Source organism: Stenotrophomonas sp. GW821-FHT09E08 (assembly GCF_059416125.1).
The window spans coordinates 38,956-64,966 of record NZ_JBWKOO010000021.1; the positions used below are offsets into that span (position 1 = coordinate 38,956).

The 26,011-nt window shown below is 67.3% G+C and carries 16 protein-coding genes; 6 read left to right on the forward strand and 10 right to left on the reverse strand.

Features of this window, described 5'->3' with window-relative positions; genetic code table 11:
- Positions 1–125: 125 nt before the first annotated feature.
- The 6 genes from AC07M7_RS19680 to glyQ all read right to left on the reverse strand — a co-directional run bounded on the left by AC07M7_RS19680 (position 126) and on the right by glyQ (position 14,991).
- Positions 126–3,572 (reverse strand): hybrid sensor histidine kinase/response regulator, encoded by a 3,447-nt coding sequence (locus tag AC07M7_RS19680; protein ID WP_046982590.1) that lies wholly within the window; start codon positions 3,570–3,572, stop codon positions 126–128.
- Between the two features lie 135 nt (positions 3,573–3,707).
- The gene (locus AC07M7_RS19685; protein ID WP_337302395.1) at positions 3,708–5,855 is read right to left on the reverse strand and encodes a S46 family peptidase; all 2,148 of its coding nucleotides are present in this window, start codon (positions 5,853–5,855) and stop codon (positions 3,708–3,710) included.
- Positions 5,856–6,025: 170 nt separating this feature from the next.
- Entirely contained in the window at positions 6,026–9,883 is a 3,858-nt protein-coding gene (locus tag AC07M7_RS19690; protein WP_495208104.1) for a translocation/assembly module TamB domain-containing protein, read from the reverse strand.
- Positions 9,880–11,676 (reverse strand): autotransporter assembly complex protein TamA, encoded by a 1,797-nt coding sequence (locus tag AC07M7_RS19695; RefSeq protein WP_136639445.1) that lies wholly within the window; start codon positions 11,674–11,676, stop codon positions 9,880–9,882. The genes AC07M7_RS19690 and AC07M7_RS19695 overlap by 4 nt, the downstream gene beginning before the upstream one ends.
- A gap of 256 nt (positions 11,677–11,932) precedes the next feature.
- Positions 11,933–14,008, reverse strand: a complete 2,076-nt coding sequence (glyS, locus tag AC07M7_RS19700) for a glycine--tRNA ligase subunit beta (protein WP_136639437.1) — start codon at positions 14,006–14,008, stop codon at positions 11,933–11,935.
- 71 nt (positions 14,009–14,079) lie between these two features.
- On the reverse strand, positions 14,080–14,991 hold the full coding sequence (gene glyQ / locus AC07M7_RS19705) for a glycine--tRNA ligase subunit alpha (protein WP_006403404.1): 912 nt from the start codon (positions 14,989–14,991) through the stop codon (positions 14,080–14,082).
- A gap of 83 nt (positions 14,992–15,074) precedes the next feature.
- Here glyQ and AC07M7_RS19710 point away from each other — a divergent pair, with 83 nt between their 5' ends.
- The 3 genes from AC07M7_RS19710 to AC07M7_RS19720 are packed head-to-tail and all read left to right on the forward strand — an operon-like array spanning position 15,075 to position 18,591.
- On the forward strand, positions 15,075–16,910 hold the full coding sequence (locus AC07M7_RS19710; RefSeq protein WP_482998102.1) for a GspE/PulE family protein: 1,836 nt from the start codon (positions 15,075–15,077) through the stop codon (positions 16,908–16,910).
- Positions 16,882–17,628 (forward strand): glutamine amidotransferase, encoded by a 747-nt coding sequence (locus AC07M7_RS19715; RefSeq protein ID WP_046982584.1) that lies wholly within the window; start codon positions 16,882–16,884, stop codon positions 17,626–17,628. Before AC07M7_RS19710 ends, AC07M7_RS19715 begins: the two co-directional genes overlap by 29 nt.
- A gap of 51 nt (positions 17,629–17,679) precedes the next feature.
- The gene (locus AC07M7_RS19720; RefSeq protein WP_046982583.1) at positions 17,680–18,591 is read left to right on the forward strand and encodes a BPSS1780 family membrane protein; all 912 of its coding nucleotides are present in this window, start codon (positions 17,680–17,682) and stop codon (positions 18,589–18,591) included.
- A gap of 90 nt (positions 18,592–18,681) precedes the next feature.
- On the opposite strand, the gene tatC is transcribed toward AC07M7_RS19720, so the two are convergent.
- From tatC to AC07M7_RS19740, 4 genes are all read right to left on the reverse strand, one after another.
- The gene (tatC, locus tag AC07M7_RS19725; protein WP_006403544.1) at positions 18,682–19,431 is read right to left on the reverse strand and encodes a twin-arginine translocase subunit TatC; all 750 of its coding nucleotides are present in this window, start codon (positions 19,429–19,431) and stop codon (positions 18,682–18,684) included.
- Positions 19,428–19,925 carry a Sec-independent protein translocase protein TatB gene (gene tatB, locus AC07M7_RS19730; protein WP_495208105.1) on the reverse strand — a complete coding sequence of 166 codons (498 nt, stop codon included), beginning with the start codon at positions 19,923–19,925 and terminating at the stop codon, positions 19,428–19,430. The genes tatC and tatB overlap by 4 nt, the downstream gene beginning before the upstream one ends.
- A 15-nt stretch (positions 19,926–19,940) precedes the next feature.
- Positions 19,941–20,168: a Sec-independent protein translocase subunit TatA gene (gene tatA / locus AC07M7_RS19735; RefSeq protein ID WP_012512521.1), complete on the reverse strand. Its 228-nt coding sequence runs from the start codon at positions 20,166–20,168 to the stop codon at positions 19,941–19,943.
- A gap of 75 nt (positions 20,169–20,243) precedes the next feature.
- On the reverse strand, positions 20,244–21,137 hold the full coding sequence (locus tag AC07M7_RS19740) for a lipid-binding SYLF domain-containing protein (protein WP_428709557.1): 894 nt from the start codon (positions 21,135–21,137) through the stop codon (positions 20,244–20,246).
- Between the two features lie 165 nt (positions 21,138–21,302).
- On the opposite strand from AC07M7_RS19740, the gene hemH reads away from it, so the two are divergent.
- The 3 genes from hemH (at position 21,303) to AC07M7_RS19755 (ending at position 25,512) form a co-directional block, all read left to right on the forward strand.
- Entirely contained in the window at positions 21,303–22,265 is a 963-nt protein-coding gene (hemH, locus tag AC07M7_RS19745) for a ferrochelatase (RefSeq protein ID WP_495208106.1), read from the forward strand.
- Positions 22,262–23,116, forward strand: coding sequence for an alpha/beta fold hydrolase (locus AC07M7_RS19750; protein ID WP_495208107.1), 855 nt, complete (start codon positions 22,262–22,264; stop codon positions 23,114–23,116). The genes hemH and AC07M7_RS19750 overlap by 4 nt, the downstream gene beginning before the upstream one ends.
- 290 nt (positions 23,117–23,406) lie before the next feature.
- The gene (locus AC07M7_RS19755; RefSeq protein WP_495208108.1) at positions 23,407–25,512 is read left to right on the forward strand and encodes a methyl-accepting chemotaxis protein; all 2,106 of its coding nucleotides are present in this window, start codon (positions 23,407–23,409) and stop codon (positions 25,510–25,512) included.
- Positions 25,513–26,011 lie beyond the last annotated feature (499 nt).

The following is a 26,011-nucleotide window of genomic DNA, read 5'->3' on the forward strand; positions in this document are numbered from 1 at the left end:
GGCCGGCACTACCAGGCATCACATCCACGCATGGCGTGGATCTACTGCCAGGCCGATGAAGCTCTGGTAGATGCCAGGCTTGCCTGGCATGGTTTCACGTTACGGTTGCCGGCCAGCGGCCGGCATTACTGCGCATCGCGCAGCGCGCCCAGGAAGGCGCGCAGAGAGGCTGGCTTGATCGGCTTGGTCAGCACGCGGTATCCCCGTTCGCGTGCCATCCGCTTCAGCTCGTCGCGACCATCGGCAGTCAGCAGCGCGCCGGGCAGCGGGTAGCCGGCCGCCTCGCGCAGCGCCACCAGCGCATCCAAGCCATCCATGCGGTCGTGCAGGTGGTAATCGACCAGCATCACCTGCGGGCGCTCGGCGATCTTCTCCAGTGCCTGGTCGACGGTGGCGGCGGTGATCACCTGCACCTGCCAACGGCCCAGCAACGCGCGCATGCCGTCGAGGATCTCTTCGTCGTTGTCCACGCACAGCACGCGCAGGCCCGCCAGCGAATCGCTGCGCACTGGCGCGGCTACGGTCTGTGCAGGTGTGGCCAGCTCGGTATAGCCCGGCAGCGGTGCCACCCGCGGCAGGATGATCGAGAACATCGAACCACTACCCACGCGGCTGCGTGCGTTCAACCGATGATCAAGCAGGCGCGAGATGCGCTGGCAGATCGACAGGCCCAACCCCAGCCCCTGCTCACCCCAGTCGAACGGTTGCTGGTAGCGATGGAACTCGTCGAAGATCTGCCGCATGTGGTGCTCGGGAATACCCGGGCCGGTGTCCCACACCTGCAGTTCCACTTCGTCGCCGCGGTGACGCACCGCCAGCACGATGCGTCCCTGGCGCGTGTAGCGCAGCGCATTGGCGAGGAAGTTCTGCAGCACGCGGCGCAGCAGGCGCCGGTCACTACGAACCCACGCCGGGCGTGCGAACAGGTCCAGGCGCAGGCCGCGGCCAGCGGCGACCGGGGTGTACTGCGCGGCCAGCTCGCGCATCAGCGCGCTCACATCGAACTCGCCGATCACCGGGTGCAGGCCACCGGCATCCAGACGTGACACGTCCAGCAGGCCATCAAGCAGTTCCTCGGCCGCACGCAGCGAAGCATCCACGCGCTCGGCCAGATGCTTCTGCTCGTCACTCACATGGTCGCTGTCGCGTAGCGCCGACGCAAACAGCCGCGCGGCATTCAGCGGCTGCAGCACGTCATGGCTGATCGCGGCCAGGAAACGGGTCTTCGACTGCTGCGCGACCTCGGCTTCATGCGAACGCTCGGCCACGCGCTGTTCCAGCGTTTCATTGGCTTCCAGCAGCGCGCGCTCGGCGTGCTTGTAGTCGGTGATGTCGTTGTAGCTGGTCACGTAGCCGCCGCCGGGCAGCGCCTGGCCACGCATCTCGATCACCTTGCCGTCGCTGCGGGTGCGTTCGAACACGTGCGGTGAACCGGCCCGCATGTAGCCGATGCGGCGGTTGATCTGGATTTCGATATCGCCCTCGCCCAGCTCACCACGTTCGGCGTTGTAGCGGATCAGGTCAGCCACCGGCCGGCCGACGTAGAGCATGCCGTCGGGGTAGCCGAACATGTCCTGGTAACGGCGGTTCCATGCAGTCAGGCGCATGTCCGGGTCGACCACGCTGACCCCGGCGCTGATGTTCTCCAGTGTGGTCGAGAGGATCTCGCGGTTGAAGCGCAGCTCCTGCCCGGCTTCATCCAGCACCGCCACCACTTCGCCCAGGTCCATGCCCGAACCACGCAGCAGGCTGGTCAGCAACAGGCGTGCCGATGCCGCGCCGATCGAGGCAGCCAGCAGGCGCTCGGTGAACTGCACCCACGGCCGGTCGGCCGGTGCCGAGGATTGCAGCTCACGGCCCAGCGACTGCGCCTGTTCGAAGAACGAGCGCCGTGCATGGCGTTCACCCACGACGCGCGAGGCCAGCGCCAGCAGGTCGCCCACATGCACGTGACCGGGCCAGCCACCGGCCACCGACGGGCGTTCGGCATACGGGTCGAGGAACGGTGCAGCGCGCAGGCGCTCGTCCACGCCGGGACGCCAGCGCGCGGACACCAGCATCATCGTCGCCGCGTTGACCAGCAGCGACCAGAACGTGCCGTGGGTCAGCGGATCCCAGCCGGTCATGCCGAACAACTGCTGCGGGCGCAGCCAGGCAATACCGAACGGGCCGTTCTGCACCCAGCCGTCGTCCATCCAGCCGGCGATGGTCATCGCCGGCAGCAGCAGTGTGTAGAGCCAGGTAGCGAAGCCCAGCAGCATGCCGGTCTCGACACCGCGGCGGCTGGCACCGCGCCAGTACAGGCCACCGATCAGGCCCGGCGCGAACTGGGCCACCGCGGCGAAGGCCATCAGGCCGTACGAGGCCAGCGTGCTGTCGTTGCTGCTGCTGCGGTAGTAGCTGTAGGCCATCAACGCCAGCAGCAGGATCGCCAGGCGGCGGATCCACAACACCCGTGAAGCGACGTCGGCCGCTTCCTGGTGATCACCACTGCGGCGCAGCAGCACCGGCATCACCAGGTCGTTGCTGACCATGGTAGCCAGCGCGATCGAAGACACGATGACCATGCCGGTAGCGGCGGAGAATCCGCCTACGTAGGCGATCAGCGCCAGGGCGTTGCGCCCCTCGGCCAGCGGCAACGCCAGCACCATCGAATCATCTGCGACGCTGCTGCCGGTGCCGAACAGGCTGACACCCGCGGTAGCGATCGGCAGCACCATCGCCGAAATCAGTACCAGGTAACCACCAAACATCCAGCGCGCGCGGCGCACATCGCGCACGTCACCGCATTCAACCACGGCCACGTGGAACTGGCGCGGCAGGCAGATGATGGCGAGGAAACTGAGCAGGGTCTGCGAGATGAAGCCTACCGGCGGCAGCCCGGTGAACAGCGTATGCACCGATTCCACCACCGCCTCGTTGCGGTCGCTGAGCCACACATAGGCGAACACGCCCACCGCCACCATCGCCACCAGCTTGATCACCGATTCCAGCGCGATGGCCAGCATCATGCCGTGGTGGTGCTCGGTGGCATCGACCTGGCGGGTGCCGAACAGGGTGGCGAACAGCGCCATCAACAGCGCCACGTACAGCGCCGGATCGCTGAAGAACCCGGTCGGTCCTGTGTTGCCGGTCAGCACCTGCAGGCTCATTGCCACCGCTTTGTACTGCAGGGCCAGGTACGGAATGATGCCGATCAGCGCAATGATCGCCACCAGCGCCGCCAGCCGCCGTGAGCGGCCGAAACGCGAGGAGATGAAGTCGGCGATCGAGACCACGTTCTGGCTGCGCGCGATCAGCGCCAGGCGTTCGATGATGCGCCAGCCGAACAACAACAACAGCAACGGGCCGATATAGATCGGCAGATAACCCACGCCGTTGCGCACTGCGGTGCCGACTGCGCCGTAGAAGGTCCACGACGAGCAGTACACGGCCAGCGCAAGGCTGTAGACCACTGGCCGCAGCCAGGGTCTATCCGGATACATCGGCCGACGGTCGCCCCACCACGCCACGCCGAACAGCAGCGCAGCATAGGCAACCGAGACCAGCAGCAGGATCCAGCTGGAGACCACGCGCGCGTTTCCGTCGGAAGAACCCGCAGTGTAGGCCAGGCGTGGCCGGGTGTACGGGCTCGTTGGGGGCAACCACCCCCACCAAGGTGGGGGCTTACGCGGTGCGGGCCACAACCGTTGGTCGTGGCCGGCTTCTTATTGGGCCGGAACGCCCATTTCCTTCAGCAGTTCCGGCGCCGGGTAGACCTTGGCCAGCAGCCAGCGCAGGTAGCGCATGTCCACGTGCACGGCGCGCTTGTAGCGCGGGTCGAACCACCAGCTGGCGCTGACCGACTCCCAGTTGCTGTCGAAGTTCAGGCCGATCAGTTCGCCCTTGGCGTTGAGCACCGGCGAGCCGGAGTTGCCGCCGGTGGTGTCCAGGTTGGTCAGGAAATTGACGGTCTGGGTCTTCAGTGCCGGATCGGCGGTGCTGCCGAAGTCACCCTTGGCGATGGCCGCCAGCAGCGGCTTGGGTGCGTCGAACGGATAGGCGTTGGTGTTCTTCTCGACGATGCCGGCCACGGTGGTCACCGGCGAGTAGGTCACGCCATCGCGCGGGTGCAGCGCCTCGACCTTGCCGTAGCTGATGCGCAGGGTGCGGTTTGCATCCGGGTACACCGCGCGGCCCTGCTTGGCACGCCAGGCGAACAGCGCCTGCATGTAGGCCGGGCGCAGGCGCAGCTGCTCGCCTTCGCGGGTCTTGCTCTCGTTCTCGATGCGCAGCTGCGCGGCCACCAACGGGCCGGCCACGGCGATCAGCGGATCGGCGGCCAATGCCTTGCCTTCGCGCGCAGCAGCGAAGCGCGACAGGCGCTGCGCCTCGTCACCCAGCTGGGTGCCGGCGTACAGGGTGTCCAGTGCCTTGGCCAGCTGCTCCGGGGTACGGCCGAAAGCGGTGTCGAACTCTGCCACGCGCTGCGCGTCCGGCAGCTGCTGGTAGCGGGTCAGCAGGGTGGTCAGCAGCGCCTTCTCGACCTCGGGCGCGTAACGTCGCTGGACCTGCTTGAGCACGCCTTCGATCATCGCCTGGTCGCGCTGCTGGAAACCGCTCTCGCGCTGCGCGTCCGGCTTGGCCGATTCGATGCGCAGGCGTTCCAGCAGCAGCGCCGAGCGCAGCAGCTGGCTCTGTGCGGCCATCTGCTCCAGCAGCAGGTCACGCTCGCCCACCGCCGCGCCCTGCGACAGGTTGGTCAGCAGCGCCTTGATGTCGCCCTGGTACTTGCGGTCGGTGGCCGCCAGCATCGCCGTCTCGTCGGCGGCACGCTGGGCCTTGGCGTCGCTGCGCAGCAGGCCTTCCAGCTCACCCGCGGCGCGCTTGCGGTTGTTCTTCAGCGACTGCAGCTGCGAGGCGTAGCGGGTGCGCGCCTGCGCGTCCTTGGCGCTGGCGGCCTCGATGGTGTCGATCATCTGCTGGAACACCGACACGCGGCGCGGCAGCACGGTATCGATCTGGCCGGCGAATTCGGCGGCGGTGCGATGGCGATAGGTGATGCCCGGGTAACCGGCCAGCATCGCGTAGTCGCCCTCCTTCGGGCCTTCCACCGACATCTGCAGGTGCGCCGGGGCCTGGTAGGGCACGTTGTCCTTGCTGTAGGCGGCCGGCTTGCCGTCCTTGCCGACATAGGCGCGCAGCAGGGTGAAGTCGCCGGTGTGGCGCGGCCACATGAAGTTGTCGATCTCGTCGCCGTAGTTGCCGATCGCACGCGGCGGCGCGTAGACCAATCGCACGTCGCTCAGTTCAAGCTGGGCGATGCGGTAGAAGTCGGTACCGTAGTACATGTTGGCCACCGAGCAGCGCACGCTGCCATCCTTCTCGCACTCGGCCACGATCTGCTTGCTGGCCGCATCCACGGCATCGAAGTAGGCACGGCCGGTCTTGCCCTTGGCCTGTGCCAGCACCTGGTCGGTCACCTTGTCGAAGCCGACAGTGACCAGTACGCGGAAGTCCGGGTTGGCCGGGCGCTCGTCGGCGCGGCCCTTGGCGATGAAGCCGCCGTTGATCAGGTCGTGCTCGGGCGAGCTGTTGTACTGGATCACGCCCATCGCCACGTGGTGGTTGGTCAGCAGCAGGCCGTCAGCAGACACGAACGAACCGGTGCCGCCACCGGCACGCACCACGGCGCTCAGTGGCGGCGCGGTGACGTTGGCCAGATCGGCCGGATTGCCCTTGAAACCTGCTGCCTGCAGCGGCTTGGCCAGTTCCGGCAGCTGCGTCGGCATCCACATGCCTTCATCGGCGTGGGCGCCGGCGGCGAGGGTCAGGCCCAGGGCCAGGGCGGTGGGGAGGGCTTTGCGTGGCGACATGAGGCAATCCGGTACGACAGAACAGCCCGGGACCATAGCCGCTGGGGCCGGATGGGGCAACGGCCGATGGTTGGGTCGACGTGCACGGTAGTGCCGGCCGCTGGCCGGCAACCCACGCAACTCCGGAGATACGGTGCAGTTGCCGGCCAGCGACCGGCACTACCGCATCGTTACTTCTCCCGCCGCCAGTTGATCGATCCACGGTTTTCCACCGTGCTCGATTCCACTTCCACGTCGAAGCCACGACGCAGCAGGTACTTCAGCGTGATCACCGAGCCGGCACCCACCAGCGACACGCCGTAGCCGACATACAGCTTGGGCGAGATGTACTTGCCGACGCCGATCACCGAGCCACCCAGCGCGCGCGACTGGCTCACGCCGGCATCGTCCAGGCCCAGTTTGGCACCGAGCTGCGACGCCAACAGGCCACTGCCTGCCGACAGCGCCGCCGAGGCGGCGTTGACCTGCTGCGTCTGGTCACTGCTGGCGCCGGTCAGGCTGCGCCCCAGCACCAGGTAACCCAGTGCCTCGGACTGCGACATCGCCGGCTCGGACCACACATCCGCACGCGGCTGCTGCGCCCGCCCGGTCACGTCGATGCCCGCGGTGACATCACCGATCCGGCGCTCGGCGCGGATGTTGATGCGCGGGTCGGACACCGCGTTGTAGTTCCAGGTGAGGTTGCCGCGGGTGATGGTCAGATCCTGGCCATAGGCCTTGTAGCGACCGCTCACTTCCAGCCCGCCATTGGCGGTCATCTCGCGGCCGGGCTTGGCCCAGACCTGCATCTTGCCGGTCAGCGCGCCCTTCAGGCCGAAGCCCGTCATCTTCACCTTGTCGCCGAGGCTGACGGTCAGGTCCATGTCCAGCGGCGAGGTGCGCGACTCTTCCGGATCGGCCGGATCCAGCACCACCACGTCTTCGGACACCGAGGTGCCGCGGTCCAGGCGCTCCAGATCGATGTCGGCCTCGGGTACATGCACCGTTCCGCGCAGTTCCATCGCGGCCTTGGCCAGGGTGAAGTCGAGATTGGGATTGGCGACGATGCGCAGCTCTCTGGTGTTGGACAGCAGCACGTTGTCGCCGTGGATCTTCAGCTGCAACGGCTGCGCATCGCCGAACCACGACAGGCCGCCATCGACATACAGCGTGCCCTTGCCCGAATTAGCCTGTGCGGTGATCTTGGCCGACCCATCGGGCTGGGCGACGAAGCTGCCCTTGCCCTGGTCGAAGGTCAGGCCCAGCGCCGGGAACTCGCCCTTGAAGTTGCTCAGCTGCGCATCACCGCCCAGCGACGGCTGGCCGCGCGTGCCACGCAGGCTCACGTGGCCTTCGATCAGGCCGGTCGGGCGCACGATGTCCGGCGAGAACAGCTCCAGCCAGTACAGCCGCGACATGTTGAGGTAGAGCTCGCCATTCAATGGCGCGCTGGCTTCCCAGCCGGTCTGCATCTTCGCATCGACGAAGCCGTTGCCCTGGAAGCCCATGCCCAGGTAGCCCTTGATGCTGGCCGGGGTCATGTCCAGCTTGAGCGAGAACTGGTCGTAGCGCACCAGTTCGCCACGCGTGGTGTCCCCCACCGTGTTGCGGTTCTCGCCCAGGCGCACGCCGCCTTCCTTCGAGCGCACTTCCACATGGCCTTCCCAGGCGTTGCCGCGCGGTCGGATCTGCGCGTCCAGGCTGACATCGCCGCGCAGGTAGATGCGACGGCCGGACTGCGGCGGCAGCCACGGCTGCACCAGCGCCAGCGGCAGCGCATCACTGCGCACCACCAGGCCCTCGCGCGGCCAGTTGGCCTGTGCGCACAGTGCGCCGCTGCTGACAGCAGCCAGACAGGCTTCGCCCAGCGTGTAGGTGCTGCCGTTGATCGCAAACGCCGCCGGTGCACGCAACGACCAGGCATCGCCCTTCACCGGTGCGATGCGCAGCGATGCCAGCTCGCCACGCCACTGCGCGCCCTGCTGGCGGACGCTGCCCTGCAGTTCGACCGCGCCCAGCTCGTTGCGGGTCTGCGCGGCCAGGCGCAGGTTGGAGACACTGCCCTGCGCGTCGATGTTCAGCCGCTCCAGCAGCATGCCGGCATTGACCTGCTGGCCCTGGATCGCCAGCGTGCCGCTGTCGCCGCGCCACGGCAGGCGGCCCTTGATGCTCACGCTCTCGGCGCCGTAGCCATCCCAGTTGAGGTTGTTGCCGACCAGGTCGGCGGTGATGTCCGGCGCATCGCGCGGGCCCTTCACCTGTACCTGGCCACGCAGGCCACCATCGGCGCCCGGCAGCAGGTCACTCAGCTGCAGCGGTTCGAAGCGCGCGTCGATGTCGAGGCGATCGCCAACCTTGCCCGAAGCGGTCACCCGGCTGCTGCCCAGCGACAGTTTCAGGTCGCCCTGGCCCTGCTCACCCTGCAGCGCGAACTTGCCCTGCGCATCGAGATTGCGCTGGCGCAGGATGCCCTTCAGCGACGGCAGATCCACCGTGGCTTCCAGCGTGCCGGCGGTGCCCGGCGGCGCATTGGCCGGCGCCGGCAGCTGGCGGCCCTTGGAAGCCAGATTGCCCGACAGGCGCCCGTCCCAGCCTGGCGCGAAGTAGCCGGGATCGAAATCCTTCAGCGTGGCCTTCGCATCCCAGTCCAGCTGCGGTGCCCAGGCCACCTTGCCTTCCACCTGCAGCTGCCCGCCCGGGGTCTGCGCCTGCAGTTCGCGGATCTCAGCGGCCTGGTCATTGCCACGCACGTCGAAGCGCAGCTGCGCTTTCTGCTTTTCGCGCTCGACATCGGCACGGCCGATCGCCGCCCACGCCTTCAGGGTACCGGCCAGGCCGAAGCGTGCTTCCTTCAGGGTCACCGGTACCGGCGCACTGCCGGCCGTGTTCGGATCCGCTGCCGGCACGTAGGTCAGGTCATGCGCGACCACCGAGAAGTTGAGCTTCTGCTGGTCTTCCTGGCTGAAATCGGCGGTGCCTTCCAGGCGCGCTTCGCCGCCGAAGCCCTTCACCAGCAGCGGCGAGACCTTCAGCACCTGGTCCTGCAGCGATACCACCGACGGCGCCAGCTCCAGTTCCTGGTCGCCCTGCTTCACCTTGCCGCGCAGGTTGGCATTGCCACCCTTGCCGGCGGCGGTGAAATCCAGCGCCAGCGGGACGATTGCCGAGCTCGCCAGTGCCGGTGACAACAGCGCCAGATCCAGCTCATCGCTGCGCACGCTGGCGCTCCAGCTCGGATCGGTGCGGCCATCGAACACCAGCATCGCGTGCAGCGGCTTCGGCGCACGCCCGGCCACCGCCACCTCCATGTGCGACAGGTCACCGCGCGCGACCAGGCCCAGGGTAGCGGCGGTGCGGCCACGTGGCGCCGGCAGCACCGCAGTGACGGTCACATCGGTGTCGTAGTCCTTGGCCGGGATGTAGCGGCCCTGGGCAGTGAAATTGCCCAAGTCGCTGTCCACTGCCAGCTTGCGCGCCTGGAACTCGCCATTGGCGATCTCGATGCCGCCGCGCACGCGGCTGATGTCGATCACCGGCTCATTGGCCTGGCTGATGCGGAAACCGTCGATGGCGATGGCATCGGCCTGGATCGCCAGCGGCATTTCGATCTGCGGCAGCGAATCGGGCCACGACGGCAGCTTGAACGGCTCATCGCTCTTGGCCAGGTTGAGCGTGGCGTTGGTCAGTTCCAGCTTGTCCAGCAGCAGCTTGCGGCCCAGCAGCGGGCGCAGGTCCGGCTCCAGGTGCGCGCGCTCGGCGTGGAAATGGATGTCGTCGTAGCGGAAGTCGACGTTGTACAGGGTCAGCGGTCCGGCCACCGGGCCGTCGACTTTGTCCCAGGTGAAGCTGGCACCCACCGGCAGGCGCGCCACCACCTGCGCCAGCAGCACATCGCGTCCGGCCACGGTCTGCAGCAGCCAGTACACCGCCAGCAGGGCCAGCAGCACCAGGCCGACCACGCCGGCGCCGGACCACGCCCAGAAGCGGCGGCGGCGATAGAAGCGCACGCGCGGCGGCGGCGTGTTCGGGGTCGGTGCGGGCGTGCTCACAGGTCCGCTCCGATGTTCAGGTACAGCTGGAACTGCGAATCCGGGTTGTTCAGGCCATGCGCGATATCCACGCGCACCGGCCCCACCGGCGACTTCCAGCGCACGCCGAAGCCAACGCCGGTATGCAGGTCAATGGTGTTGTCGAACGCGCTGCCGGTATCAACGAACACCGCCGCGCCCCACGGACCGCCATTGAAGTAGTGCTCGTACTCGGCCGAACCGATCACCAGGTTCTTGGCACCCAGCGCGTACTTGTCCGGCGCCGGGGTCCGCGGGCCGACCTCGCGATAGGCGTAGCCGCGGATGCTGCGGTCGCCACCGGCGAAGTAGCGCAGGCTGGGCGGCATCGCCACCAGATCGCTGGTCCAGGTGGTGCCGCCTTCGCCGCGCAGGATCAGGCGGTTGCTTTCACCCACCGGGATGTACCAGCGCAGCACGGCGTTGGCCTGCACGAAGCTGGTGTCCGAACCCACGCCTTCAATGCCGGTACGCATCGTCGCGGTGCCGCTGATGCCCTTGCGCGGGAACATCTCGTCGTCGACGTTGACGTAGTCGGCCACCAGCTGCGGGTAGACCAGCGTCGAGGTGTTGTAGACCGCGTCGGTGAACTCGGTACCCGAGGCATAGCGCCAGCGCTCACGCAGCGCGTTGATCGAGGCGATCGCGGTCCAGTGCTCGTTGATCTCGCCGCTGCGGCTGGCGATCAGCTTGAAGTTGCGCAGGTCGATGTAATCGGTCTGCTCGTCGTAGGCACTGGCGGCGAAGGTGTACCAGCCATCAAGCCACTTGAAGGCGGGAATACGGTAGCTGGTGACCAGGCTCTTGCGCCTCTGTGCATAGTCCAGCTGCGTGTTCATCTTGTGGCCGCGGTTGTTCAGCCACCGCCGCTCAATGCCACCGCGCACACCCGGGCCACTCTCGCTGCCGTAGCTCAGGCCGGCGGTGTAAATGGTGCGCTTGGCGCGGGTGAGCTTCACGTCCACCGGCACTTCGCCGTTCTCATCGGCCTGGTCCGGCCGCGGCTGGATGTCGATCACGCTGAAGTAATCCAGCTTGGTCAGCGACTCGCGCAGCCGGTCCAGCTTGCCCTCGTGGAAGTAGCTGCCCTGGTCCCAGTACACCAGCGGGTCGAACAGCTTGTCGACGAAGTAGTCCTGCTCGAAACGCACCGGGCCCATGTTGTAGCGGCGGCCGCTGTCCCAGGTCAGGTCGATGTCGGCAGCGTTGTCGGCGCGGGTGATCTGCACCTGGCGCTGGGTGTAGTCGGCGTCGAAGTAACCGCGCTCGGCCAGGCGGCGGGTGACGGTGATCTTGCTGGCCTCGTACTGGGTATGCACGAAGCGCTGGCCCTTGCGCGGCTTGAACTTGGCCAGGTCGTCCTGCAGGTACTGGTCGTACATCGCCGGGCCGGTGATGTCGATGTGCTCGCGGCGCACGGTCACCGGGGTGCCCTTGTCGACGTGGATCAGCACGCGCACGTGCTCGTCCTCGCGCGGCGCCTCGACCTTGATCACCGGGTTGTAGTACCCGAACGGCTCCAGCGCCTGGCGGGTCTGCCGCTCGGCCTGGGACAGCAGGTACTCCAGGCGCGATTCGCCCTGTTCCTTGCCGATCGTGTCGTACAGCGACAGCGATTCCTGGATGTTCTCGATGATTGCGGCGTCGTCGCCCTTGTCCAATCCCTTGATGTCCACCTTGTCGATGGTGCCGCGCGCATGGGCCACGGAGGTGGCGGCCAGCGTCAGGACCATCAGCGGCAGGGCGTATTTCTTTGGCTGCATGCGGCACAGCATACCGACCGGAGGCGACGATGCGAAATGCATCACGTCATTGGGGATCGGTTGTTAAGTGGCGGTCAAAATACGCGCCTTTGTGGCGATCATCGCAATTGAAGGCGAGGATGCCGGCATCGTGCGCGATGCCGGCAATGACCCCGATGGACATCCGCCGGCGATGTTCCAGTAGTGCCGGCCGCTGGCCGGCAACCCACACATCGATTCGAAACGCGGTGGCAACGCCGGCCAGCGGCCGGCACTACCGATACGGGCGTCAGCTCGACAGATGCTCGATCGCCGCGACCTTGCCCAGGCGCTCGCCCAGCATCGTCAGCAGCGCCAGGCGGTTGCCACGCAGGGCCGGATCTTCCGCATTGACCATCACGCCATCGAAGAAGGCATCGACCTGCGGGCGCAGGCGCGCCAGGCGCGCCAGCACGGCCACGTAGTCCTTCTGCTGCAGGCTGGTGCCGGTGTCGTCGATGGCCGCGGTGACCGCTTCGGCCAGCGCGCGCTCGGCGTCTTCCTGCAGCAGCGCCGGGTCGATCTGGCCCGGGATGTCGCCTTCTGCCTTGCGCAGGATGTTGCGGATGCGCTTGTTGGCCGCAGCCAGCGCCTCGGCTTCCGGCAGCGCGGCGAAGGTGCCGATCGCATCCAGTCGGCGGTCGAAGTCGTACAGCGAGGCCGGCTTCAGCTCGGCTACGGCGTTGAAGTGCGTGGCCGGCACGCCCTTGTCAGCGTAGTAGCCCTTCAGGCGGTCGAGGATGAAGTCGTACAGTTCGCCAACGTCGGCCTGCACGTTGCGCGCAGCCAGGCCGGCGTTGGCACTGGCCAGCAGCGCGCGCAGGTCCAGCTCGAAACCGCTTTCGATGATGGTACGGGCCAGGCCCAACGCGTTGCGGCGCAGGGCGAACGGGTCCTTGTTGCCGGTCGGCTTCAGACCCGCGGCGAAACCACCGGCCAGCGTGTCCACGCGTTCAGCAATGGCCAGCACCTTGCCCAGCGGCGACAGTGCGATGTCATCGCCACCGAAGCGCGGCTGGTAGGCCTCGTCGATGGCCAGCGCCACATCCTCCGCTTCGCCACCGGCCACGGCGTAGTGGCGGCCGGCGATGCCCTGCAGTTCCGGGAACTCGTTGACCATGCGCGACTGCAGGTCGTTCTTGGCCAGCTCGGCGGCACGCCGGGCCTGTGCGGCGTCGGCGCCGACCTGCGGTGCGATCACTTCGGCCAGGGCCGCCACGCGCGCCACCTTGTCGGCCACGCTGCCCAGCTTGGCCTGGTAGGTCACTGTCTTCAGGCCGTCACCCATCGACACCAGGCCCTGCTTCAGGTCCTCGTCGAAGAAGAACTTGGCATCGGCGAAGCGCGGGCGGATCACGCGCTCGTAGCCCTTGGCCACTTCAGCCACGTCCTTCGATTCGATGTTGGCGATGCCGATGAACTTCTCGGTCAGCGTGCCACTGTCATCCAGCACCGGGAAGAACTTCTGGTTGATCTCCATCGTTTCGATCAGCGCTTCCTGCGGTACCGCCAGGAACGCGCGCTCGAAGCTGCACAGCACCGCCGACGGCCACTCGACCAGGTTCACCACCTGCTCCAGGTTGTCTTCGGTGATGCGCGCACTGCCACCGGCCTTGGCCGCGGCGGCCTCGACCTCGGCGACGATGCGCGCGCGGCGCTCACTCGGGTCGACCAGCACGAAGGCGGCGCGCAGGGCTTCAACATAGTCCTGCGGCTGTGCCAGCGACACCGCCTGGTCGTGGTGGAAGCGATGGCCACGGCTGACGCGGCCGGCCTGCAGGCCGAACAGCTCGGCTTCAACCACGTTGGCACCGTGCAGCAGCACCAGCCAGTGGGCCGGGCGCGCGAAGCCCCAGGCGTGATCGCCCCAGCGCATCGGCTTGGGAATCGGCATCGCCGCAATTGCCTCGCGCAGGATCTCCGGCAGCAGGCTGGCGGTGCTCGCGCCCGGCGTCACCGCGCGGTGCACGAAACGCTCACCCTTGTTGTCGGTGGTCTTCTCCAGCGCAGTCCAGTCGATCCCGGCCTTGGCGGCGAAGCCCTGCAGGGCCTTGGTCGGCTGGCCTTCGGCGTCCAGCGCGATGTTCAGGTACGGGCCCAGCACTTCGCTGTGCTGTTCCGGCTGCTCCAGGCCGACGCCCGGCAGCAGCACGGCCAGGCGGCGCGGGGTCGACAGCGGGCGTGCATCGCCCAGTTCCAGCGCGACGCCGCGCTTGCGCAGGCCGTCGACAACGCCATCGAAGAAGGCCTGGGCCAAGCCCGGCAGCGCCTTGACCGGTAGCTCTTCGGTGCCCAGTTCGATCAGCAGGGGGGACAATTGGCTCATCGTTTCAATCCTGTGGTGGGGGCGCAGCGCGCGACGCGTCCGGCGCCCCGGAGTAAGGGGGAGAGCGGCCGTCAGGCCTTCTTCGCGCCCGGGAAGCCCAGCTTCTCGCGCTGCTCGTAGTACGCCTTGGCCACCGCCTGGGCCAGCGCGCGCACGCGCAGGATGTAGCGCTGGCGCTCGGTCACGCTGATCGCGCGGCGTGCATCGAGCAGGTTGAAGGTATGACTGGCCTTCATCACCTGTTCGTAGGCCGGCAGCGGCAGGTTCACTTCCACCAGCTTCTGCGCTTCACGCTCGCAGGCATCGAAGCGGTGGAACATTTCTTCCACGTCGGCGTATTCGAAGTTGTAGGTGCTCTGCTCAACTTCGTTCTGGTGGTACACATCGCCGTAGGTCACCGGCTGGCCGTCCGGGCCGTAGGTCCACACCAGGTCGTAGACGTTGTCGCAGTTCTGCAGGTACATGCACAGGCGTTCGAGACCATAGGTGATCTCGCCCAGCACCGGGCGGCACTCCAGGCCACCGGCCTGCTGGAAGTAGGTGAACTGGGTCACTTCCATGCCGTTGAGCCAGACTTCCCAGCCCAGGCCCCAGGCGCCCAGCGTCGGCGATTCCCAGTTGTCCTCGACGAAGCGCAGGTCGTGCACCAGCGGATCGATGCCCAGCGCCTTCAGCGAATCCAGGTACAGCTGCTGGATGTTGTCCGGCGCCGGCTTCATCGCCACCTGGTACTGGTAATAGCGCTGCAGGCGGTTCGGGTTCTCGCCGTAGCGGCCGTCGGTCGGGCGGCGCGAGGGCTGCACGTAGGCCGCGTTCCAGCTTTCCGGACCGATCGCACGCAGGAAGGTGGCCGGGTGGAAGGTACCGGCGCCCACCTCCAGGTCGAGCGGCTGGATGAGCACGCAGCCCTGCTGGGCCCAGAACTGGTTCAGGGTCTGGATCAGGCCCTGGAAAGTGATCGGAACGGTCGGGGTCGCGGACATGCGGACGAGTCTTGGCCGGCAAGGGGGTGCGCTAGTATAACGGCCGACCTGCGGGGCATTCCGTACCCGGGAGGAGCAGGCAGATGGAACATCGGCTGCCGGTGGGCACGCCCGGCGAGGCTGGCGGCGTACCGCTGCCGTGGGGTCGCCTGCAGTTCGAACAGGTGGGCGCGGCCCTGATCGCCGATGGCCTGGTGGCCGAGCAGGACCGGGAACGCATGCGGTTTTCCGCACAGGGCGCGCGCAATGCCAGCGAAGTGCACCCGCTGGTGCTGCTGTCCAACCTCAAGCTGGCGGCCAGTGGCGGCGGCGAGCTGACCCTGGAGCGCCTCACCGAGTGGCTGGCGCGGCGCACCAGCAGCCGCTACCTGCGTATCGATCCGACCCGGGTCGACGTTGCCGCCGTCACCGCACTGGTCTCCCACGCCTACGCCCGCCGCCACCGCTTCCTGCCGCTGGCGGTGGATGCCGAGCGCGTACTGGTGGCCACCAGCGAGCCGCTGGTGCAGGAATGGCGCCGTGACCTGCAGCACCTGACCCGGCGCCGGATCGAGCTGGCGGTAGTCAATCCGCTGGACCTGCACCGCTACACCATGGAGTTCTACGGGGTGACCCGCTCGGTGCGCGGGGCCGGTGGCGACGTGCGCGGCGAGGCCAACACCACCATGCCGAGCTTCGAGCAGCTGGTCGAGTTGGGCCGCACCGGCGACGTCAACGCCGACGACCAGCACATCGTGCATATCGTCGACTGGCTGCTGCAGTACGCCTACGAGCAGCGCGCGTCGGACATCCACCTGGAGCCGCGCCGCGAGATGGGGCGCATGCGCTTCCGCATCGACGGCGTGCTGCACAAGGTGTTCGAGGTGCCGCCGGCGGTGATGACCGCCGTGGTCAGCCGCATCAAGGTGCTTGGCCGCATGGATCTGGCCGAACGCCGGCGCCCGCAGGATGGTCGCATCAAGACCCGTTCGCCCGGCGGCCGCGAGGTCGAGATGCGCCTGTCGACCATGCCCACCGCCTTCGGCGAGAAGTGCGTGATGCGCATCTTCGACCCCGATGCCGCCTTCAAGAGCATCGACCAGCTCGGTTTCAGCCCGCAGGAGGCCGCTGGCTGGAATGCGCTGGTGGAGCGTCCGCACGGCATCGTGCTGGTGACCGGCCCGACCGGCTCGGGCAAGACCACCACCCTGTATTCGACGCTGAAGCGCCTGGCCACGCCGGACGTGAACGTGTGCACGGTGGAGGACCCGATCGAGATGATCGCGCCCGAGTTCAACCAGATGCAGGTGCAGACCAACATCGACCTGGACTTCGCCAGCGGCGTGCGCACCCTGCTGCGGCAGGACCCGGACATCATCATGATCGGTGAGATCCGCGACCTGGAAACCGCGCAGATGGCGGTGCAGGCTTCGTTGACCGGCCACCTGGTGCTGTCCACCCTGCACACCAACGACGCGCCCTCGGCGGTCACCCGCCTGCTCGACCTGGGCGTGCCGCACTACCTGCTGGCCAGCACCCTCAACGGCATCCTTGCCCAGCGCCTGGTACGCACGCTGTGCCCGCACTGCAAGCAGCCACACAGTCTCGGCGCGGCCGATTGGGCGGTTCTGGCTGATAGCCATGCTGCATATCCAGATGCCGCCACGCCCTGTCGGCCGGTCGGTTGCCTGGAGTGCCGGCGCACCGGATTCCTGGGCCGCATCGGCCTGTATGAGTTGCTGCCATTGGGCTCGCGGCTGCGCGGGCAGATCCGCGCCGACATGGATCTGGCCGGTTTCACCCGCGCCGCGCGGGCTGAAGGGCTGCGAACCCTGCGCCAGGCCGGGCTTGAAAAGGTGGCGCAGGGGCTGACTACAATCGAGGAAGTCCTGTCAGTCCTGCCGCCCCCGGATGAACCCAGCCCCATTCCTGATCCTTGAAACCGGCCGCCCGGTTCCGTCGCTGCGCCGCTACGGGCGCTTCCCGCACTGGATCCGCGTTGCCGCCGGGCTGGAGGATCACGAGACGGTGGTGGTCGATGTCGAACACGGTGGCGCCCTGCCCGACCCGCATGCCTTCGCCGGCGTGCTGGTGACCGGCTCGGCTGCCTTCGTCACCGACCATGCCGAATGGAGCGAACGCAGTGCGGCGTGGCTGCGCCAGACCGCCCACGACGACCTGCCGGTGTTCGGCATCTGCTACGGCCACCAGCTGCTGGCGCACGCGCTGGGTGGCGAGGTGGCCTACAACCCGGCCGGCCGTGAGTCCGGCACGATCGAGCTGGAACTGCAGCCGCAGGCCGCGCAGGACCCATTGTTCCAGGGCCTGCCGCAGCATTTCGCCGCCCATGCCACTCACCTGCAGACGGTGCTGCGCGCGCCGGACGGTGCCGAGGTGCTGGCGCGCTCTCCGCTGGACGGCTGCCACGCCTTCCGCTGGGGGCGCCAGGCCTGGGGCGTGCAGTTCCATCCCGAGTTCGCCACCCACCACATGCGCGGCTACGTACGTGCCCGCGCCGACTGCATCGGCCGCCACGGCGGCTGCGCCCGCAGCATCGAGCGTGCGGTCAGTGCCGCGCCGCTGGCCCGCCAGCTGTTGCGCCGCTTCGTCCGCCAGGCGCGGCTGTCTTCAGCCCAGCCGGCGACAAAACAGGGATAATCGGCGGCACGGGTGACTGCCCGGCCCCCTTTCTGTCCCTCCCGGATGTCCATGAAAGAGATTCGCAAGCTGCCGGCCTCGGCGGGTGCTCAATGGTTGCTGGATACGTTCTCCCTGTACCGGCGTGCGCCGCTGCAGCTGGCCCGGATCGGCCTGACCTGGCTGCTGGTGAGCTGGGTGGTGACCCTGCTGTCGACGCTGATTCCCGGTGCCGCCGGCATGGCCGTGCAGCTGATGACCCTGGCCATTTCGCCGATCATGTTCGGCGGCATGCTGTATGCCGTGGGCGAGATCGACGAAGGCCGCCCGGGCCTCGCCTCGCACCTGCTGCAGCCGATCCGCGACCACCGCGTCAGCCACCTGCTGGTGCCGCTGGCGATCCAGGTGCTGGCGGTGCTGCTGCTGGGCGCGCTGCTGTTCATGATGATCGGCCGCGAGGGCTTTACCGCCTTCAGCGAGGTCATGACCAAGATGGAAGAGATCAGCCGTAGCGGCCAGCAGATCAAGCCGGATGACGCAGCCGCACTGGTCGCCAACCTGCCGGCCAAGCGCATCGCGCTGTGGATGCTGCTGGTGTTCCTGAGCGCGGTGGCGCTGTCGCTGGCGATGTTCACCCAGCCGGCGCTGGTGGTGTTCGACAAGCAGAGCGGCATGCATGCGCTGCGCCTGAGTCTGCAGGGCTGCATCGAGAACATCGGCGCGATGATTGTGTTCGCCGTACTCGGGCTGATCGCCGCGTTCTGCATGTACATCCTGTTCGTGATCGTGATCCAGATCGCGATGCTGATCGGTGGCCCGCTGGCGGCGGCCTTCATCGCCCAGCTGGTACTGACCACGGTACTGATGCCGCTGTATGTCGGCGCGGTCTATGCCGCGTGGAAGCAGATGTTCGTGCACCGCGGCAGCCGCGCGGCCCCGCCGATTCCGAGCACGCCGACCTCGAGCGACGTGTTCCACGCCTGACCGGCGCTCAACGGTAGCGCCGGGCCATGCCCGGCGGCCGACATCGCATCGAGAACCAAGACACGCCGGGCATGGCCCGGCGCTACCGCATCATGCGGCGGGTTTCTTCACCACCGACGACGGCACCAGCCAGCGTGCGGCGTGGATGCCCAGCTCGTACAGCAGGCACATCGGGATCGCCAGCATCAGCTGCGAGACTACATCCGGCGGGGTCAGCACCGCCGCCACCACGAAGATGCCGACGATCGCGTAACCGCGGCCTTCCTTGAACTGCTGCGGCGTCACCCAGCCCAGCAGCACCAGGATCACCATCGCCACTGGCAATTCGAAACTGCCGCCGAAAGCGAAGAAGATCGCCAGCACGAAGTCCAGGTAGGCGTTCGCATCCGGGGTGATCGCGATCACGTCCGGGCTGAAGGTGGTGAGGAAGTGGAACACCGCCGGCAGCACCAGGAAGTAGGCGAAGGCGCAGCCGGCGTAGAACAGCAGCACCGACGACACCAGCAACGGCACCGCCAGGCGCTTCTCGCGCGCATACAGGCCCGGGGCCACGAACGCCCACAGCTGGTACAGCAGCCACGGCACCGCCACGAACAGGGCGACGAAGAAGGTCAGCTTCAGCGGGGCGAAGAAGGCGCCGGCCGGGTTGGTGGCGATCATCGTCTGCCCGTTCGGCAGCTGCGAGACCAGCGGTTCGGCCAAGGCGTTGTACAGCTTCTGGGTGAACGGCAGCAGGCCCAGCAGCACTACGCCCAGACCCAGCAGCGCGCGTACCAGGCGTCCGCGCAGTTCCACCAGATGTTCAACCAGCGAGCTTTCGCCGAAGTCCTGTTCACTCATGGATGACGCTCCGTGCTCTGCGTCGGCGACGTCGGGCCGGCTTCAGGGGACGTGGCAGGAACGGCCCCTGAAGAAACAGCGCCTTCCGTAGCAGCCTTTGTCGAAACCAGGCCGTTGTCCTGTGCCGGCGCATCGGTCTCGGCCGGCTGGCCCAGGTGTGGCGGCAGATCCGCCTGTGCGGGTGTACGCACGTCCTGCACCAGGTCATCGCCCTGCTGCTGCGCCTGCTGCGCTTCGCGGCGGATTGCTTCACCGCTGGCACGCAACTGGTTCTCGGTGTCCTGCATGCCCTGACGCACGTCCTGCATCTGCCGCTTGATGTCCTCGGCCTGCAGTTCGCGCTCCAGTTCCTGTTTCACCGAATCCCACTGATTGCGGGCACGACGTACCCACAGGCCGGCAAAGCGGGCCGCCTTGGGCAGGCGCTCGGGACCGAGCACCACCAAGGCAACCACCGCAATCACCAGCAGTTCGCTGAAGCCGATATCAAACACCGCAACCGCTCCGGATCAGCGTGGGGTGCGGTCGTGCTCGTCCTGCGCGGTGCGCGAGGCATCCTGGCTGCGCGATTCATCGCCCAGCTGCGCGTTCGGCTTGTCCTCGTCGCGCATGCCCTTCTTGAATTCCTTGACCGCCGAACCGAGATCCTTGGCGCCGCTGGTCAGGCGCTTGGTGCCGAACACCAGCAGGACGATGGCCAGCACGACCAACCAATGCCAGATGCTGAAACTGCCCATAAAGACGCTCGTTACGTTAGTGATCAGGCTGTCGAGCATAGCGCACCGGGTGTTAGCCGGCGCGCGTGACGAAAGTCAGTTTCCGCCCAGCGTTTCCGTGCGGATTTCACCGTCGGTGACCGGCTGGAAGCCCTGCTGCTGCGCCGGCGGGGCCTGCGGCACGTTCTGCAGCGGCGCGGTGGTGGCTTCGGCCGGCGCAGCGGGCGCTGCCTGAACAGGCGCCGGCGCAGCGGCCGGGACTGCTGCCGGCCGCGGGGCGTTGCCGCCGTTGCCGTTGCGGTTGTTGCGAGCGGCGTAGGTGGCCTCTTCCAGGCGGTCGCGGAAGGCGACCACATCCATCGACGGCGAACCCGACGCACGGCCTTCGAAGATCATCCGCGGCGTGGTGTTGCTGCCGTAGGCGTCGAGGTTGGCGGCATCGTCGATCTGCAGCACCGCACCATCAAGGGCAACACCGGCGAACAGGCCACGAGCGCGGGACCACGACCAGATCTCGGCCTTCAGCTGGCCGTCGGTCGCAGCAGCGGCATTGCGGCCAACCGGGCCCGCCGCGACACCGGCATCGGCGCCAAGGGTGAACTTGCCGTTGACCAGATTGTCCAGGCTGCGGTCGTTGCGGAACACCAGCACCACGTCGGAGGACTGCACACCGGCCTGGAAGCCGATGCTGCCACCAGTGAGCTTGATGAACACCGGGTTGGACCAGGCGCCGTTGGGCATGCGCACCGACATCAGGCCATGTCCACGGCGACCACCAATGACCAGACCGGCCTTGATCGTGTCGGGAATGACGATGACGGCGCGGCCTTCGTCCAGCAACTTGTCAGGAATACCCTGTTCAGGGATTCCCTGGATTTCAGCCAGCACACGTACCGCATTGCGGGCGCGCTGGTCTTCCTGCGGTCCGGCCATGGCCTGGCTGGACAGCAGAGTGGCGGCGATCAGCAGGGCTTGGATCGGGCGACGCATGGCAGGCTCCAGAAGTCAGTCCATAGGAAGATATAGCAAGTGACTGAAATTAATAGTGTTGCCATGAATCGCCAATGAGCGTTGCCCACCCACATTGACGTGGGCTATGCCTGCAATCCGAACCCTGCATCCCGGCGCGGCATCGGATCGGCGACAATAGCCACCATGCTCGACGCACCCGATACCGCCGTGTTGGCGGTCAACCTAGGCACGCCCGAGACGCCGACGGCTCCTGCCGTACGCCGTTACCTGGCTGAATTCCTGTCCGACCCCCGCGTGGTCTCGATCCCGGCGCTGCTGTGGCAGCCGCTGCTGCGCGGCCTGATCCTGCCGCTGCGCAGCAGCCGTTCGGCGGCCAAGTATGCCCAGGTCTGGCTGCCCGATGGCTCACCGCTGATGGTGTATACCCGTCAGCTGGCGCAGGCCATGCAGGCGCTGCTGCCGTCGCTGACGGTACGCCATGCGATGCGCTACGGTGAACCGGCACTGGGCAGCGAGCTCGACCGCCTGGCCGCCGAAGGCGCGCGCCGCATCGTGGTGCTGCCGCTGTATCCGCAGTACTCGACGACCACCACCGCCTCGGTCGAAGACCGTGTCGATTCCTGGCAGCGCCGCAACCCGGGCGTGACCGTCAGCCTGGTCCGCGACTATTCAGTCGATCCGGGCTGGGTCGAGGCGGTTGCCGGCTCCATCCGGCGCTACTGGGAGCAGCATGGCCGCGGCCAGAAGCTGATGTTCTCCTTCCATGGCATCCCACAGCGCTTGGCCGATGGCGGTGACCCGTATCCGCAGCGCTGCGAGGCCAGTGCACGTGCCATCGCCAATGCACTGGGCCTGGCCAACGACGAGTGGCAACTCGGCTACCAGTCGCGCTTCGGCCGCGAACGCTGGCTGCAGCCGTACGCCGAGCCCAGCCTGTGGGCGCTGGCCGAATCCGGCGTGAAGCAGATCGACGTGGTCTGCCCGGGTTTCGCCACCGACTGCCTGGAAACATTGGAAGAAGTGGCGATGGGCTTCACCGAAACGCTGGCCGAACGTGGCGCGAAGATGCGCTACATCCCGTGCCTCAACGCCGAACCAGATCACGCGCGTGCGCTGGCACGGCTGGCCGTGGCGTCACTGGCATGAGCCTGCAGCCGTTTGAACTCGAGGTGGGTGGCAGCCGCGTCGCCGGCCTGCGCAACCACGGCGACGGCCCGCGTGTGCTGGCCCTGCATGGCTGGCTCGACAACGCGGCCAGCTTCATGCCGCTGGCACCCCACCTGTCATCGTTGCAGCTGGTGGCGATCGACCTGCCCGGCCATGGCCACAGCGCGCATCTGCCGGCCGGTGCCAGCTACACCACCGCAGCCGCGATCTGCCACGTGCTCGATGTCGCCGATGCACTGGGTTGGGACCGCTTCACCCTGCTCGGCCATTCGATGGGCGCCGGCATCGCCAGCCTCACCGCGTCGGTCAGCGACCGCATCGAACGGCTGGTGGCGATCGAAGCACTCGGTGGCCTGCGCGGGCCCGAGGAAGAAACCGCCAACCGCCTGCGCGAGCATGTGAATGCCACACGTGGCCTGTCCCGCAAGCAGCTGCGTGTATTTCCCGACCTGGCCGCACCGATCCGCGCGCGGATGATGACCAACCAGCTCAGCGAAGGCTGCGCACGGCTACTGGTCGAACGCGGCGTCGAACCCGTGGAAGGTGGCTACCGCTGGTGCAGTGATCCACGCCTGATGCTGCCCACCGCGATCCGCCTCAGCGAAGGCCAGATCGACAACCTGCTGCAGGCCATCGCCTGCCCGACGCAGGTGATCTATGCCACGCCGGCGCAGTCCTACTATCCGGAGCCGATGCGTAGTGATCGCCTGCGGCACCTGCGTGATGGACGGCTGGCGGTGTTTCCCGGCAACCACCACCTGCACATGGAAGACCCGGCACGGATCGCCGAAGTGATCCTGAGCTTCTTCAACAACGACAACGCCGGCTGAGTCCGGACCGGCGCGCACTTCACTCTGCGCGCTTGCGGCCGATACACCAGTTGCGGGCCCCTGCGCCCGCGGCACGCGGGTCCGGTCGGGCCTGCGGCGTGTGTCTGGTTCTCCAAGGAAGTCCGCATGCCCGCTTTACTGCACCGTCACCCACAGGATGGGGTCACGGCGCGCCGTCGCTGCGGCGTTGATTGCGCCGCATTCCCCCAATTCCCGGTCCATGCCATGAGCACGCCGTTGCGCGTGCATCAGGGCGTGGCCGTTGTCGTTTGTTGATCCAGGAGTCGCCGATGTCCGCTGCATTCTCCCGTCCCCCCGATACCGCCCGCCTGCCGCATCTGCAGCAGCTCGCGCGTAGTGCTGATCGTCGCCTGCTGCTTGGCAGTGCGGCCCTGGCCGTGGCCGGCCTGCTGCTGGCCGTGCGCGGCCCGCAGGTGCTGAGCGCCTCGTTGACCGCCGTCGCGGTATTGCCTGCCATGTGGCTTGCTGGCCCGCAGGCGGGTCAGGTCATCGCCCGCAATGGCCTGGCGCTGCTGTTGTCACTGCAGCTGACGCTGTTGTGTGCGATCACCGGTCTGTCGCCGGCGCTGCCGATCGCACTGCTGCTGGGCGCGTTGCTGGGTCATCGCGATCGCCTGCCGGTGTGGTTGGCCGGTGGTGTCGGCACGCTCATACTGCTGGCGCCGACGCTGGATGGCGCTGCGGTGCTGCCGACCCTGCTGCAGGCCGCCCTGCTGGCCGGCCTGACCCTGTTCCTTGGCCAGGTCGCGCTGCGCCTTCGCCAGCAGACCGAGGCCCTCGGCCACGGTCCACGCCGACTGGCCGCGCTCGCGCGTGATATCGCCACCGGCGCCGATCTCGGTGCACACGCGGACACCAGCGCGTATGCACCGGGTTCGCTGGCACACGCGCTGGCCGATACCGCCCGCCATGTACAGGCGCAGCGCGGCCGCGAAGCAGAGGCCAATGCCGAGAACGCACAGATCCGCCAGGCACTGGATGCATCGCGCACGGCAATGATGATTGCCGACAACGATCACGTGATCCGCTACGTGAACCGCTCGGTGGTAGCCCTGCTGCGCAACCAGCAGGCCACCCTGCGCCAGGCGTTTCCCGATTTTGACGCCGAACGCCTGGTCGGCAGCAGCATCCATCGCTTCCATGCCAACCCGGACCGCATCCGCGCCATCCTCAACGGCCTGCAGGTGACCCACAACGGCAAGGTGCAGATCGGGCCGGTGCACTTCGCACAGGTAGTCACGCCGGTGTTCGACGCGCAGGGCGCGCGGCTGGGCTTCGCCGTGGAGTGGCACGACCGCACTCATGAGCTGGCCCTGGAGAACGCAGTTGCCGGCATCGTCGCTGCAGCTGCCGCGGGTGATCTCGATCAGCGCCTGCAGGTCAGCGAGGGCGCCAGCTTCCTGGATGGACTGACCGGTGGCATCAATCAGCTGCTCGATACCTTGGGCGGCACTGTCGATGAAGTGCGGCAGATGCTTTCGGCCCTGGCCAACGGTGATCTCGACCGCCGCATGCGCGGTGAATACCACGGAGCCTTTGCTGCGATCCAGCGCGACGCCAATGCCACCGCCGGGCAGTTGGCGCGGATGGTAGGCCACATCCAGCAGTGCGCGGCGTCGATCAGCACGGCAGCCAGCGAGATTGCCGCCGGCAACGGCGCGCTGTCCGAACGCAGCGAGCGTCAGGCCGCGCACCTGCAGGAAACCGCGGCATCGATGGAGGAACTGACGGCCACGGTGCGCCAGAACGCCGCCCACGCACGGGAGGCCAGTACGTTGGCGGCCGCCACGCAGAGCGCGGCCGGCGACGGCAACGCCGCCATGCAACGGGTGGTCGATACCATGCAGGCCATCGAGGGTGCGTCGAAGCGGATCGGCGACATCACCGGCGTCATCGACGGTATCGCCTTCCAGACCAATATCCTGGCATTGAACGCCGCTGTGGAAGCAGCACGGGCCGGCGAGCAGGGCCGCGGCTTTGCCGTAGTCGCCAGCGAGGTTCGTGTCCTGGCACAACGTTCGGCTGCTGCAGCCCAGGAGATCAAGAAGCTGATCGACGAAGCCGGTCGCCAGGTCGGCGACGGGGCACAGCAGGTGGCTGACGCCGGCCAGCGCATGCAGGCGATCGTGGGTGGCGTGGAGAACGTCAGTCACCTGATGCGTGAGATATCGGCCGCCTCCCAGGAGCAGTCGATCGGTATCGAACAGATCAACCAGACAGTGGTGCAGATGGATCAGGCAACCCAGCAGAATGCTGCGCTGGTGGAGGAAGCGACCGCCGCGGCGCGCGAGCTGCAGTCGCAGGCCGGGACACTGACCGAAGCGGTATCGGTGTTCCGCCAGCAGTCACCGCAGGGGATTGCCCTGGTCGCCTGATCGCGACCAACAACCCGATCTGATGAGGACGGCGCCCGCAGGGCGCCGTCTTTTTTTGCGTGTTCTGCGTGACGGGTCAGGAAAAGGCCGTTCCTGGAGTTGCTGGATTCGCCTGCGCCGGCTACCACTGGTAGCTACCAACCTTGGTTTGCATCGGAATTCCGGTGCGGAGAGCATCCGCGCGTGGCGTGGATCTACTGCCGCTCAGCCTGCCGTGGGTAGCTGCCAACCTTGGTTGGCGCCGCTCTTCCCGGGAACAATCCATCCGCGCGTGGCCTGGATCTGCAGGTAGTACCGGCCGCTGGTCGGCAACTTTATCCCCGTGCCCTGCGCCGAAGGCGCAATCCCGCATCGGAAGATAATCCCGGAATCATTATCCGGAACACAAAGAAAAACCCCGCTGCGTGAGCAGCGGGGTTTTTGGGTATAAACCCTGGCGATGACCTACTCTCGCATGGCTTAGGCCACACTACCATCGGCGCAGCTACGTTTCACTTCC

Coding starts and splice junctions, on each gene's coding strand:
- AC07M7_RS19685 (WP_337302395.1), bottom strand. CDS start 5,855: ATGTCGCCACGCAAAGCCCTCCCCACCGCCCTGGCCCTGGGCCTGACC.
- AC07M7_RS19695 (WP_136639445.1), bottom strand. CDS start 11,676: ATGCTGTGCCGCATGCAGCCAAAGAAATACGCCCTGCCGCTGATGGTC.
- glyS (WP_136639437.1), bottom strand. CDS start 14,008: ATGAGCCAATTGTCCCCCCTGCTGATCGAACTGGGCACCGAAGAGCTA.
- glyQ (WP_006403404.1), bottom strand. CDS start 14,991: ATGTCCGCGACCCCGACCGTTCCGATCACTTTCCAGGGCCTGATCCAG.
- AC07M7_RS19710 (WP_482998102.1), top strand. CDS start 15,075: ATGGAACATCGGCTGCCGGTGGGCACGCCCGGCGAGGCTGGCGGCGTA.
- AC07M7_RS19715 (WP_046982584.1), top strand. CDS start 16,882: ATGAACCCAGCCCCATTCCTGATCCTTGAAACCGGCCGCCCGGTTCCG.
- AC07M7_RS19720 (WP_046982583.1), top strand. CDS start 17,680: ATGAAAGAGATTCGCAAGCTGCCGGCCTCGGCGGGTGCTCAATGGTTG.
- tatC (WP_006403544.1), bottom strand. CDS start 19,431: ATGAGTGAACAGGACTTCGGCGAAAGCTCGCTGGTTGAACATCTGGTG.
- tatA (WP_012512521.1), bottom strand. CDS start 20,168: ATGGGCAGTTTCAGCATCTGGCATTGGTTGGTCGTGCTGGCCATCGTC.
- AC07M7_RS19740 (WP_428709557.1), bottom strand. CDS start 21,137: ATGCGTCGCCCGATCCAAGCCCTGCTGATCGCCGCCACTCTGCTGTCC.
- hemH (WP_495208106.1), top strand. CDS start 21,303: ATGCTCGACGCACCCGATACCGCCGTGTTGGCGGTCAACCTAGGCACG.
- AC07M7_RS19750 (WP_495208107.1), top strand. CDS start 22,262: ATGAGCCTGCAGCCGTTTGAACTCGAGGTGGGTGGCAGCCGCGTCGCC.
- AC07M7_RS19755 (WP_495208108.1), top strand. CDS start 23,407: ATGTCCGCTGCATTCTCCCGTCCCCCCGATACCGCCCGCCTGCCGCAT.